Source organism: Micromonospora sp. NPDC049836, from assembly GCF_044465125.1.
GTDB lineage: Bacteria > Actinomycetota > Actinomycetes > Mycobacteriales > Micromonosporaceae > Micromonospora.
Map to the genome: position 1 here is coordinate 794,267 of NZ_JBITLH010000001.1, position 12,565 is coordinate 806,831.

At 72.1% G+C, this 12,565-nt stretch carries 9 protein-coding genes and 1 pseudogene; 7 read left to right on the plus strand and 3 right to left on the minus strand.

The features are described 5' to 3' along the window. Positions 1-5: 5 nt before the first annotated feature. A pseudogene (locus ACIBPB_RS03830) lies at positions 6-629 on the minus strand (ATPase, T2SS/T4P/T4SS family); the annotation flags it as partial. Then, a complete protein-coding gene (gene ssd, locus ACIBPB_RS03835; protein WP_396838044.1) occupies positions 626-1,729 on the minus strand; it encodes a septum site-determining protein Ssd in 1,104 nt (367 codons plus the stop codon). The pseudogene ACIBPB_RS03830 and the gene ssd, both read right to left, overlap by 4 nt. A 281-nt stretch (positions 1,730-2,010) precedes the next feature. Between ssd and wrbA the strand changes: the two genes are divergently transcribed. From wrbA to ACIBPB_RS03860, 5 genes are all read left to right on the plus strand, one after another. Next, positions 2,011-2,616, plus strand: coding sequence for an NAD(P)H:quinone oxidoreductase (gene wrbA, locus ACIBPB_RS03840; RefSeq protein ID WP_396838045.1), 606 nt, complete (start codon positions 2,011-2,013; stop codon positions 2,614-2,616). 252 nt (positions 2,617-2,868) lie between these two features. Then, positions 2,869-3,201 (plus strand): hypothetical protein, encoded by a 333-nt coding sequence (locus ACIBPB_RS03845; protein ID WP_396838046.1) that lies wholly within the window; start codon positions 2,869-2,871, stop codon positions 3,199-3,201. Next, complete coding sequence (locus ACIBPB_RS03850) at positions 3,198-4,301, plus strand: WXG100 family type VII secretion target (RefSeq protein WP_396838047.1); 1,104 nt, start codon at positions 3,198-3,200, stop codon at positions 4,299-4,301. Before ACIBPB_RS03845 ends, ACIBPB_RS03850 begins: the two co-directional genes overlap by 4 nt. Continuing rightward, entirely contained in the window at positions 4,298-4,618 is a 321-nt protein-coding gene (locus ACIBPB_RS03855; protein WP_396838048.1) for a hypothetical protein, read from the plus strand. The genes ACIBPB_RS03850 and ACIBPB_RS03855 overlap by 4 nt, the downstream gene beginning before the upstream one ends. A 622-nt stretch (positions 4,619-5,240) precedes the next feature. Next, on the plus strand, positions 5,241-6,050 hold the full coding sequence (locus ACIBPB_RS03860; protein ID WP_396838049.1) for an HAD family hydrolase: 810 nt from the start codon (positions 5,241-5,243) through the stop codon (positions 6,048-6,050). A 216-nt stretch (positions 6,051-6,266) separates the two neighbouring features. Here the strand turns inward: ACIBPB_RS03860 and ACIBPB_RS03865 are convergent, their stop codons facing one another. Then, positions 6,267-7,016: an oxidoreductase gene (locus ACIBPB_RS03865; RefSeq protein ID WP_396838050.1), complete on the minus strand. Its 750-nt coding sequence runs from the start codon at positions 7,014-7,016 to the stop codon at positions 6,267-6,269. A 302-nt stretch (positions 7,017-7,318) separates the two neighbouring features. Between ACIBPB_RS03865 and acs the strand changes: the two genes are divergently transcribed. Beyond that, the gene (acs, locus tag ACIBPB_RS03870; protein WP_396838051.1) at positions 7,319-9,307 is read left to right on the plus strand and encodes an acetate--CoA ligase; all 1,989 of its coding nucleotides are present in this window, start codon (positions 7,319-7,321) and stop codon (positions 9,305-9,307) included. Between the two features lie 244 nt (positions 9,308-9,551). Continuing rightward, positions 9,552-12,335 (plus strand): immune inhibitor A domain-containing protein, encoded by a 2,784-nt coding sequence (locus ACIBPB_RS03875; protein ID WP_396838052.1) that lies wholly within the window; start codon positions 9,552-9,554, stop codon positions 12,333-12,335. Positions 12,336-12,565 lie beyond the last annotated feature (230 nt).

The window sequence follows — 12,565 nt, forward strand, 5'->3', positions numbered from 1 at the left end:
CTGGACAGTAGCACAACTGCACGGCTAGTCTTGCCGGACCCGGTGCCGCCGGTGACCAGGTACGCCAGCCGGGCCGCCACGAGAGCGGCGAGCACCGGCGCCACCGGGCGCGGCACGGTGCCCCGCTCGACCAGCTCGTCGAGGCTGAACGGTCGCTGCCGGAAGGTACGCAGGGACAGGTACGGCCCATCGGTCGCGACCGGCGGCAGCACCGCGTGCAGCCGGGTGCCGTCGGGCAGCCGGGCGTCGGCGTACGGGGACCCGTCGTCGAGCCGTCGCCCGGCGGCGGCCACCAGCCGCTGGGCCAGCCGGCGTACGTCGTCGACGGTGCCGAGCGGCACGGCCACCTGGTGGAGCCCCCGCCCGCGGTCGACCCACACCCGGGTGCCGTTCACCAGGACGTCGGTGACCTGAGGGTCGGCGAGCAGCGGGGCCAGCGGCCCGGCTCCCACGAGGTCGTCGTGCACCCGGTCGGCGATGCGCAGCAGGGCGGTGTCGCCGAGCACGGCGGCACCCGACTCGGCGCGTACGGCGGTGACGATCGCGGCCGGGGTGACCGGGGTGGCCGCGGCGGCGAAGCGGTGCCGCACCCGGACCGCCAGCTCCCCGGAGTCGGCCGGGCCGGTCACGCCGCACCCGTCACGGGCGACCCGGTCAGCTCGCCCAGGAGGCGCTGGCAGAGCGCGGCCAGCGGGCCCTTGCCGGCGGCGGCCGGCGCCTCGCCGCGTTCGAGCCCGCGGCACAGTCCCGGCTCCGGGCGGAGCGTGCCGGCCAGGGGCAGACCGAGCGCCCGGGCCACCTCGGTGGCCTTGAGCCGGCCGGGGGCGGGACCCCGCACCACCACGGAGAGGGCGGCGCAGTGCGGGGCCGCCTCGGCGACCACCCGGGCGGCGGCCGCGGTGGCCCGCAGCTCGGCGGGTACGACCACCAGGGCGCGGTCCGCCGACTGCAACGCGACGACCGCCGCGTCGTCCAGGTGCCGGGGCAGGTCGAGCACCACCACGTCGCGGCCCCGACGGCCGGCGTCGATGGTGGCGGCCATCGCCTCGGCGGGCACGCAGAGCAGGTCGCCCCGGTCCCAGGAGACGACGACGAGGTCGCCCCGGCTGGGCAGGGCGCGGACCAGCGACGGCGGGTCGACCCGGCCGTCGGTGCCGGTGAGGCTGGGCCAGCGCAGCCCTTCCAGTTGCTCCCAGCCGAGCACCAGGTCGAGGCCGCCGCCGAGCGGGTCGGCGTCCACCAGCAGGGTGCGCCGCCGGGCCCGGGCCGCGGTGACCGCGAGGCCGCCGGCGAGCACGCTGGCGCCGGCGCCGCCCCGGCCGCCGAGCACCGCCACCACCCGGGCGAGCCCGCTGTCGGACGGGTCGGCGGCGCACTCGGCGAACCGGTCGACCAGCCAGGGCTCGGCGGCCGGCAGGGTGGCGACGTGCTCGGCGCCGATCAGCTCGGCGAGCTGCGTACCCGGATCGAGGTGGCCGGAGCGGCCGACCAGCACGGTGCGTGGCCGCCGCGGCAGGCGGGCCCGCAGGCAGGCCTGGGCCTGGTCGGCGCCGACGAGCACCAGCGGGGCCGGGGTCCACCGGGCCCGGGCACCGGCCGGGTCGGCGGCCAGTTCGACCTCCGTGCCGCCGGCCGCGGCGAGCCGGAGCAGTTCGTCGAGGAGGTCACCGTCGGCGGTGACGAGCAGGGGAAGACGGCGGTGCGGCGGGAGCGGCGTACGGGGCGGCATGGGCGGCCTCCAGCGGTCGGGCTCGGGGTGCTGGGGGAAGCCTGGCGGGCCGGGCGGCGGGCGGCCGTCGCGCCGCCCGCGCCTGTGGATGACGGGGGCGGCTGTGGACGGCCCGCCACCGCCGGAGTGGATCTGCTATGCGCGGTCGGCCCCTCCGAGGCGCCCAGCCATCGGCGGCGATCTCTTTCGGACCCCGGTGAACGCCGGCCCGACCAGGGGCTACACTATTGTTGACAGCGCAAATTTATCGCTGACAACTATCCTGCGGAAGGAACGCCCCGATGGCACAGACCAAGCTCGCCGTCATCTACTACTCCTCCACCGGCACGATCCATGCCATGGCCAAGCGGCTCGCCGAGGCCGGCGAGAAGGCCGGCGCCGAGGTGCGGCTGCGCCAGGTCCCGGAACTCGCCCCCGAGGAGGCCATCGCCGCCAACGCCGCCTGGAGCCAGCACTTCGACGCCACCCGGAACGAGCCGAAGGCCACCGCCGACGACATCGTCTGGGCCGACGCGGTCCTGTTCGGCACGCCGACCCGTTACGGCAACGTCGCCAGCCAGCTCAAGCAGTTCATCGACACCCTCGGCCCGCAGTGGGCGCAGGGCCTGCTGGCCGACAAGGTGTACGCGGGCTTCACCGCCTCCATGACCGCCCACGGCGGCCAGGAGTCCACGCTGCTCGCGCTCTACAACACGATCCACCACTTCGGCGGCCTCGTCGTCGCCCCCGGCTACACCGACCCGCTGAAGTTCGCCGACGGCAACCCGTACGGCGTCTCGCACGTCACCGGCGGAAGCAACGACGCGCCCCTGGGCGACGCGCAGTTCGCCGCCCTCGACCACATGGCCGAGCGGGTCGTCCGGATCGCCGGCAAGCTCAACGCCTGACCGGCCCCGCCGGTGCCCGGCCGCCGCAGCGCGAGCCGGACACCGGCGGAGATCTCGTCGCGGACCATGGCCGCATTGCAGGACGTCCGATGGCCGTGCCGGGACGGGCATGCCGGCCGGGCACCACCGCCGCAGAGGCACTTCCGCGCTGCCCTGGTGCGCGAGTCGCAGGGACAGTCCCCACCGGCTGATGTTGCTATCGTCGCTGCCGTGACGGGGAGTAACAAGAGCCGGCGAAAGCCTCGCAGGTCCATGTCTGCCGAGGAGCGCGCACAAGCCGAACAGGACATTCGCGGCGCGGTCGCCGATCTGCAGGTCACGGCATATGCCAACCTCCGGAACGCCGTTGCCAACGTGGCGATCTTCTTCGGCTTCGTCGGCGTATTCGCCACGGTCATCGGCGAGGCGGACGGCCGGCGACTGATCCCGATGCTCGTTCTTGTCCTCGCCGGCCTGGTCGGGGCCGCCTACTACCCGGCCCGCCACCAGCACACACTGGCGGTCAGGCTGCTGCTGGCGTCGAGCGCGCTCGTGGTGCTCGGGCTGGCCGGTCTGGTTCTCGTCGCCACGGTGCTCGACTCGTGAGCTTCCAGGTCGAACCAGCGGCGCTGGTCAATTACGCCCGTCAAGTGGACCGCGCGAGCGGCGACGCGACCGCGATTTCGGGCTACATCGGTAGCCACACGAAGGAGGCCAGCGGCGGCGAACTGATCGCCATCGCCGCCGACGGTCACCGGCACGCCAGCACCGTCATCGCGGACACGATGAAGCGGCTGACCATCCTGCTCGACGCCTCCGACCCGGAGTTGTCGGCCGCCGCCGCCTACTACCGGAAAACCGACCTCGGGGCAGCGTCCGATCTGGATCGCACCCTCCCGGGTGCGGTCCCCTGCCAGCCGCCGACCGCGCTGGAGCAGGAACTCACCACCCTGACCTGCCCCCCACCGCCCTTCGTCGACCTGCGCGATGTGACCGGCAGCCTCACCCCGCCCCCGGAGCCGGACTCACCCCCGAACGCGCTCGGCTGGATGGACTACATCAGCCCGGCGTCCTGGGCCATGAAGGGCTTCGACGCCGTCTTCGGCTTCGACCCGATCTCCTGGCTCCAGGAACGCCTGTTCGGCAACTGGGAAGCCCTCGCCACCATGCAGCCCGTACTCGCCAACGCCGGCAACGCCCTGCACGACCTGGCCCTCAACGTCCAGACCGGCGCCGCGACGCTGCACCAGACGTGGCAGGGCCAGGCGGGGGACGCCGCGCACGGCTACTTCACCCAGCTGGCCGGCGCCACCGCCGCCCTGCGGGGGCCGCTCAACGACATCGGCAACGAGTACAAGATCATGGCGGATTCCGTCTGGTCGATCGGCGAATCGATCGGCGGCATCATCAAGGGCCTCATCGACGCGGCCATCATCGCCGGCATCTCCGCCGCCGCCGGGACCATCACCGCGGCCACCGGCGTCGGCGCCGTCATCGGGTACGGCGTAGCCGCCGTGGAAGTCGCCAACATGCTCCGGCTGTGGGGCCAGGCCACCCAGCTCTACCAACACGCCAGCGCCGCCGTCCTCGCGTTCCGGTCCGCGCTGACGCACCGGCTCGGTGACCTCGAATCCGTCAAGCTGCCCGCGCTGCCCGGCAGCAACGGCTACGACCATCCCCTCGTCGGGGCCGGGGCCGCCCGATGAGCGACATCGCGGACATCGCCGGCAACGACCCGCGACGGGCCCAGGCCCTGCGCGACAGCCTCCACCGGCTCGCCGACAGCCCACAACCGGAACTCCGCGAGCTGGCGCGCGGGATCCTCAAGGGCGACATCTCGCTCCGGGCCGCCGCCCTCACCAGCACGTACGGCGGCGCGGTCGGCGAGGCCTTCGGCAGCTTCTGGGCCTACTACAGCCAGCTCGACCCGGAAGAACGCCAGGAGCTCGAAGCCACCGCCTACGGCGACGACCGGGACGCCGAAGCGCGGCCCGGAGCGCACGATGTCCGGTCGAGCGGCTGACGCCAGGCGTCCGCTGCCGCCCCGTGGCTGACCTGCCCACTTTCGCGTACTAGCCGGTCGCCGTCAGTCATAGTGGTCGATCCTTGGCGGCCCGGTCGCGGCCAGACGGCCCAGCGACGATCCGGAACGGTCATCAGCGAGCCGATCCGCCCCACTCGCCGGAAGTCGGGCGAGGTGTTCCGCCACGTGGCGTTCCCGACCGACGAGCAGCCCTCCCGCTTGCAGGTTCTCGACGCTCGTCCGGTGTGATCCGTTCGCCCTCGTCCCGACCTGTTGCCGTGACCCGCTGCGGAGCAGCGCTCCCAGATAGGGACGACCCCCGTCGGGGGGAGACGGGGGTCGTCGGAGGTTCGGCTCCGGGGGGGTCGAGCCGAACCAACTCAGCGGTTACGGGGGGTGCAACCGCCGAGGGCCTCGCTGCGACGAGAAGTGAAATCTCGTCGCGGACTAGCATGCCGCAGCGACCCCTTATACGTCGAGTGGTGTTCGGTCCACCCACCGCTAATTCATGTCCAGATAGTGTGACTGCGGTCACTCTATGCACAGAGTGACGACAGATCCTCACCTTCGGGAGTCCCCGGGCGCCCGCCGAACGCCGGTCCTACGGCTAGACTTTCGCGCCGTGGGCCGAAGCGCCGCTTTCTTCGATCTCGACAAGACCGTCATCGCCAAGTCGAGCGCTCTGGCGTTCGGCCGGCCCTTCTACCGGGACGGGCTGATCACCCGGCGTGACGTCGTCAAGTCGGCGTACGCCCAGCTGATGTTCCGGCTGGGCGGCACCGACGAGCAGACCATGGCCCGCACCCGGGACTACCTCGCCGCGCTCTGCAAGGGCTGGCAGGTGGACCAGGTCCGGCAGATCGTCGCCGAGACGCTGCACGAGCTGATCAACCCCTACGTGTACGCCGAGGCCGCCGCCCTCATCGAGGAGCATCAGGCCGCCGGCCGGGACGTCGTGCTGGTCTCCGCCTCCGGCGAGGAGATGGTCCGGCCGATCGGTGAGCTGCTCGGGGTGACCGACGTGATCGCCACCCGGATGGCCGTCGAGGACGGCCGGTACAGCGGCGAGGTGGAGTTCTACGCGGCCGGCCCCAGCAAGGTCGACGCCGTCGGCGAGCTGGCCACGGCGCGCGGCTACGACCTGGCCGACTCGTACGCCTACTCCGACTCGTACAGCGACCGCCCGCTGCTGGAATGCGTGGGCCACCCCACCGTGGTCAACCCGGACCGGGCGCTGCGCAAGCTGGCCGTGGAGAACTCCTGGCCGGTGCTGGAGTTCCGGCACCCGGTCCCGCTGGGCCGGCGGCTGCGCGAGCGCCCCGCCGTCCCGGTCGCCGCCGCGGCCCTCGGCGTGGGGGTCGGGGTCGCCATCGGCATCGCCTGGTACGGCCGGCACCGCCGCACCCGCGCCGCCGCCACCCCGACCGCCTGACCACGGCCCCACCCGGCCAGCACCGCCGCACCCGCCGCGAGCGCCCCGACCGCCTGGCCGCGGCCCCACCCGGCCGGCACCGCCGCGGCCCACCGCCACACCCGCGACCCTCAACCGCCGCCGCACCTCGGAACCGTCACCGCCGCAGCACCCCGGAACCGTCGCCGCCGCACGGCGTACCGGTCGGCTGGCCGGTCGCGACATGGTCGGAAGCAGTCAGGAGGCAGCGGCGAGGACCTCGTCGCCGATGACGCCTATCTGGTCCGCGCCGATCTCCACGGCGGTCATGTAGTGGCGGAGCCAGGAGCGCAGCCCGTCCGGCGTGCCGGTGGCGAAGGCACCGGCCGCGCCGACGTACTCGGGCTCCCGCTCGCGATGCCCGACGTCGACGGCGACCAGGCCACGCGGGTCGAACCCGGTCGAGATCAGCACCAGCCGGGCGGCCGCCCGGGCCACCACCCCGGACGGGCCGGGGAACGGGCGCAGGTTGAGCAGTTCACCGTGCACCACGGCGGCGAGCACCAGCGGCGGCACCTTGGTGCCGCCGGCCACCAGGCCGGCCAGTCCGTCGAGGCGGGCGGCAACCACCGGGTCGGCGACCGGCCGGCCCAGCTCCGCCTCGGCCAGGACGTCCCGGGCGGCGAGCACGTGCAGCCGGGCGAGGACCTGGCGGGGCGCCCGGGGCCAGAGGTCGCTGAGTCCGGGCAGCGCGCCGGCCACCCGCAGCGCGCCCTGGAGCACCGGATCGGTGACCGTTCCGGCGCGTACCTCCTCGCGGTCGTGCCCGCGGCCCTCCAGCGCGGCGCTGGCCACGGCCGAGCGGAGGCTGACCTCGGCGGCGACCTGCCCGCCGTGCCGGCGCAGCGCGCGGTGTCGGTGGGCCTGGTCCACCCGGTCGCGGGCGGCTTCGACGGCGGGCGCGACGTCGGCGAGCGCGAGTAGCGGAGCGAGCGGGTCGGTGGTCACCCCGCCACGCTATCCAGCCCGGCGGGCCGACCGGGCGCCACCCGGCGCGAAGGCGACCCGGGCCACGGTGCCCGACGCCGGGCTGCGGCAAACCGGTGCCACCCGACCCCGGGAAGCAACAGCTTGCCGCAATCCGTGGCCTGCCCGGCTCGGCCGGCGCGGGGGCCGGGCCGGGCCGCCACCCGGCGCGGTGGGAGGGCCGCTGGGCGCGTCAGGGCCGGGCGGGCGGTCGCGGCGGGGATGCGCCGCGACTAACCTCTCCCGGGTAGGAGACGCAGGTCACGCGACGAAGGAGTCATCGCATGAGCGAGGCATTGGCCAACTTGCTGAACGAGACGCGCCAGTTCCCGCCGCCGGCCGAGCTCGCCGCGAACGCCAACGTCAAGGCCGAGGCGTACGCCGAGGCGGCCGGTGACCGACTCGCCTTCTGGGAGCGGCAGGCCGATCGGCTGACCTGGGCGAAGAAGTGGGACCAGGTGCTCGACTGGTCGAACGCGCCGTTCGCGAAGTGGTTCGTGGGCGGCCAGCTCAACGTGGCGTACAACTGCCTGGACCGGCACGTGGCGGCCGGCCGGGGCGACAAGGTGGCGATCCACTGGGAGGGCGAGCCCGGGGACACCCGCACCCTCACCTACGCCGACCTGCACCAGCTCACCTGCCAGGCGGCGAACGCGCTGACCGATCTGGGCGTGAGCGCCGGCGACCGGGTGGCGATCTACCTGCCGATGATCCCGGAGGCGGCGGTCGCCATGCTGGCCTGCGCCCGGATCGGCGCCACGCACAGCGTGGTCTTCGGCGGCTTCTCGGCCGACGCGCTGACCAACCGGATCCAGGACGCCAGCGCCAAGGTGGTGATCACCGCGGACGGTGGTTTCCGCCGGGGCAAGCCGTCGGCGCTCAAGCCCACCGTGGACGAGGCGGTGGCGAAGTGCCCCTCGGTGGAGCACGTGCTGGTGGTCCGCCGCACCGGCGAGGAGGTCGCCTGGTCGGGGAAGGACCACTGGTGGCACGAGACGGTGGAGACCGCCTCGCCGGAGCACACCGCGCAGCCGTTCGACGCCGAGCACCCGCTCTACATCCTCTACACCAGCGGCACCACCGCCCGGCCGAAGGGCATCCTGCACACCACCGGCGGCTACCTGACCCAGACGTCGTACACCACGCACGCGGTCTTCGACCTGAAGCCGGAGACCGACGTCTACTGGTGCACGGCCGACATCGGCTGGGTCACCGGCCACTCGTACATCGTCTACGGCCCGCTCTCCAACGGCGCCACCCAGGTCATGTACGAGGGCACCCCGGACACCCCGCACAAGGGCCGGTTCTGGGAGATCGTCGACAAGTACAAGGTCACCATCCTGTACACCGCGCCGACCCTGATCCGCACCATGATGAAGTGGGGCGAGGACATCCCCGCCGGGTACGACCTCTCCTCGCTGCGCCTGCTCGGCAGCGTCGGTGAGCCGATCAACCCGGAGGCGTGGATCTGGTACCGCCAGCATGTCGGCCGGGGTGAGCTGCCGGTGGTGGACACCTGGTGGCAGACCGAGACCGGCGCCATCATGATCTCCCCGCTGCCGGGGGTCACGGCGGCCAAGCCGGGCTCGGCGATGACCGCGCTGCCGGGCATCGTCGCCGACGTGGTGGACGACCAGGGCCAGTCGGTGCCGAACGGCGGCGGCGGTTACCTGGTGCTCAAGGAGCCGTGGCCGTCGATGCTGCGTACCGTCTGGGGCGACGACAACCGGTTCCTCGAGACGTACTGGTCGCGCTTCGGGGCCGGGGCCAACATCGGTGACGACTGGGTCTACTTCGCCGGCGACGGGGCCAAGAAGGACGACGACGGGCACGTCTGGCTGCTCGGCCGGGTCGACGACGTGATGTTGGTGTCCGGCCACAACATCTCCACCACCGAGGTCGAGTCGGCGCTGGTCAGCCACCCGTCGGTGGCGGAGGCCGCGGTGGTCGGCGCGACCGACCCGACCACCGGGCAGGCGATCGTGGCGTTCGCCATCCCGCGCGGCAGCACGGAGGTCTCCGGTGACGCCGGCGAGCAGCTCATCGCCGAGTTGCGCAACCACGTGGCGAAGACGCTCGGCCCGATCGCCAAGCCGCGGCAGATCATGCTGGTGCCGGAGCTGCCGAAGACCCGCTCCGGCAAGATCATGCGCCGGCTGCTGCGGGACGTGGCGGAGCACCGTTCGCTCGGCGACGTCACCACGCTCCAGGACTCCTCGGTGATGGAGCTGATCTCCAGTGGCATGAGCGGCGGGAAGTCCGACGAGGACTGACGGCTCGGGTGACGATCAGGCGGGTGGCGGTCCGGACGGGCCGTCACCCGCCGTCGTCTTTCCCGGCGGGTACGCCTCGGTAGTTCGGTGGAGGCGCGGCAGGCTGAACGGGCCAAAGGGACGTGTCACCCCTGTCAGTGGCAGACGTCTCTCCTCTAGGTTCAGCCGCACCGGGTCGGTTCGACGGGCGTGACTGCCTCGCGCGACCGGCCGGTTCTCTTTCCCATGCCCCACGAGGAGCGGCATGAACACATTTCCGCAGTCCGGGTCGCGCCGACGCCTACTCGTCGCGCTGCCCGCCATCGCCCTCGCCGCCGCATCACTAACCGTGACCGGCAGCGCGGCCGCCCAGGAGTCCGGGTTCAGCCGGACGATCGGTGCGGACGAGTTCTACATCAACTACGCCGAGCCGCAGGTGCAGCCGGACACGGCGGGCAAGGAGGTCAAGGGCAAGGACGGCATCTACTCCTCGCCGGTCGACCAGGCGCGGGCCTACGACCGGAAGTTCGCGGGCGGCAACCCGGTGGCGGCGCGCGAGCTCGCCAAGCTGGAGGCCAAGGCGATCAAGACGGGCCAGAGCCCGCGGAAGATCAAGAAGGCCAAGAGCACCCAGACGGCGAAGCTGCTGACCCTGCTGGTGGAGTTCAACGACCAGGCGAACGACGACTTCAGCAACGTGTACGTGCCGAAGACGGTCTTCGAGGACCGGAGCTGTGTCCTCGGCAGCGTCCAGAACGGCCCGAAGCACAACAACATCCCGAACCCGGCCTCGCTGCCCCACCAGGACAACAACTCCATGTGGGTGCCGGACTTCTCGCCCCAGCACTTCGACAAGATGCTCTACAGCAAGACGGGCATCACCGAGCGGGTCCGTACCGACCTGAAGGGGCCGGACGGCAAGCCGGGCATCGACATCTCCGGGCGCACCATGCACAACATGTACCTGGAGATGTCCAAGGGCGCGTACACGGTGGACGGGCAGGCCAGCCCGTGGATCACCGTGCCGCACTCGGAGGCCTGGTACGCCGCGTCCCGCTGCTTCCAGAACGAGGACGGCACCTGGACCGCGGGCCGTGAGCAGTCGATGAACGGCCACCCGGACAACCCGCAGGGCGCCGGCCGGCTCGCCACCGACGCGGTGGACACGTTGGCCAAGATGGACCCGAACTTCCCCTGGGCCGACTACGACATCGAGGACCAGGGCGACGCGGACGGCGACGGCAACTACCACGAGCCGGACGGCGTGATCGACCACCTGGTGCTCGTGCACGCGGGTGAGGACAAGTCCGGTGGCGGTGGCGCGCAGGGCGTCTACTCGATCTGGGCGCACTCCTCGACGGTGACCGGCGGCTACACCGTGCCGGGCACCAACATCAAGGTGTCGAACTACATCGTGCAGCCGGAGGACTCCGGCGTCGGCGTGTTCGCCCACGAGTACGGCCACGACCTCGGTCTGCCGGACCTCTACGACACCTCGGGCGCGGCCGACTCGGACGTCGACTTCTGGGACCTGATGGCCTCGGGCTCGCACTCCGGCGAGGTCTTCCAGGCGCTCCCCACCCACATGGGCATCTGGGACAAGTGGGTGCTCGGCTGGGCCGAGCCGCTCGAGGTCAACCCGGGTGACGACGCCCGCGCCGTGCAGCTCGGGCAGACCTCGAACACCCCGGTGGGCACCAAGGACGGCATCAAGGTCAACCTGCCGGACAAGGTGATCACGCTGGCCCAGCCGCACAGCGGTGCCAACATGTGGTACTCGGGCGCCGACCAGAGCTGGGCCGACGTCAAGCTGAGCCGCACGGTGACCGTCCCGAACGCCGCCGACGCGAAGTTCTGGATGTGGAACAACTACGTCATCGAGGCGGACTGGGACTTCGGCTTCGTCGAGGTCTCCACCGACGGCGGCAACACCTGGACCGAGCAGAAGGTCTACGACGCCGGCGGCAAGCTGGTCACGACCAACGACGGCTACGCGGACCCGAACGGCCGCATGGTCGACTTCGGTGGCAAGAAGTACGGCCTGACCGGCACCACCGGCGGCTGGCGGCACGACTACGTCGACCTGTCCGGCCTCGCCGGCAAGACGGTCCAGCTGCGGCTGCGGTACGCCACCGACGAGGCGTTCGAGGAGCGGGGCTGGTTCGCCGACGACTTCTCGGTCACCGGCGGCGGCGCCACCACCTGGAGCGACGACGTCGAGGGCGGCGCGAACGGCTGGAGCCAGGTGCTCGGCAGCTTCACCGACACCACCGGCGCCGGCTGGCACACCGACTCGGGCACCCAGGTCAAGTCGCACTACTACCTGGCCGAGTGGCGCAACTTCGACGGCTTCGACAACGGCCTGAAGTACGCCTACGACTCCACCTACTCGCGTGACGCCTGGAAGGTGGAGAAGGTCGCCTACAACGCGCCCGGCATGCTGATCTGGTACCGGGACACCACGTTGGGCGACGTCAACCACACGACCGCCCAGCTGACCTCGCTGCCCAGCTACGGGGCCAAGGGCGGCCTGCTGATCGTCGACTCGCACAACGACCCGCTGCGCCGGCAGGGCGAGGCGGCGGTCAAGGACCCGTCGGTGCAGGACAACCTGCCCAGCCGCCCGCAGTCGTCGAACGCGGCCTTCTCGCTGCACCAGACGTACCCCTTCCAGGAGTGTCTGGAGGCGACGAACGAGCCGTACAGCGAGTACTGCACCGCCTTCGGCGCGCAGGGCCCGGTGGCGGCGTTCAGCGACGCGAAGGGCTGGTACCCGGGTCTGGAGATCCGTGGCAGCAGCCTGTACTACCGGGACGCGGACGCCTCCGTGGTGGTGCCGTCGCGGCAGAACGCGCCGTACACCACCCGGATCACCAACCCGGACGGTACGCCGGCGACGGCGCTGTACGGGGCCGCCGTCGGGTCCACCGTGCTGGGCACCGGCAACCCCGGTGACGCGGGCGTCGCCTACGGCGTCTCGATCACCATCAAGCGGGCCGCCAAGGACAACTCGTACGCGACCGTGTACGTGACCTCGGCGCGGCCGTGAGCTGACCGGCCCGGCCCGTGCGGGTCGGACCACCCCGGCGGGGCCCGTCCGGAGCACAACTGCTCCGGGCGGGCCCCGTCCGCATGTCCCTGCCGGAACGCGGTTCGCCAGTTGTGTGACACTTTCGCGAAGCCGAGCGCTCCCCCTTGGGGACCTCATAATCGCCACTACTCAGAGTGATCGTGGCCAAAACGTAATGTGATTCGGCGTCGAATTACTGGGCTCTTTGG

Bases quoted from the DNA above. Each gene is read 5' to 3' on its own strand.
- ACIBPB_RS03845 (WP_396838046.1), top strand. From the start codon at position 2,869: ATGTCTGCCGAGGAGCGCGCACAAGCCGAACAGGACATTCGCGGCGCG.
- wrbA (WP_396838045.1), top strand. From the start codon at position 2,011: ATGGCACAGACCAAGCTCGCCGTCATCTACTACTCCTCCACCGGCACG.
- ssd (WP_396838044.1), bottom strand. From the start codon at position 1,729: ATGCCGCCCCGTACGCCGCTCCCGCCGCACCGCCGTCTTCCCCTGCTC.
- ACIBPB_RS03875 (WP_396838052.1), top strand. From the start codon at position 9,552: ATGAACACATTTCCGCAGTCCGGGTCGCGCCGACGCCTACTCGTCGCG.
- acs (WP_396838051.1), top strand. From the start codon at position 7,319: ATGAGCGAGGCATTGGCCAACTTGCTGAACGAGACGCGCCAGTTCCCG.
- ACIBPB_RS03855 (WP_396838048.1), top strand. From the start codon at position 4,298: ATGAGCGACATCGCGGACATCGCCGGCAACGACCCGCGACGGGCCCAG.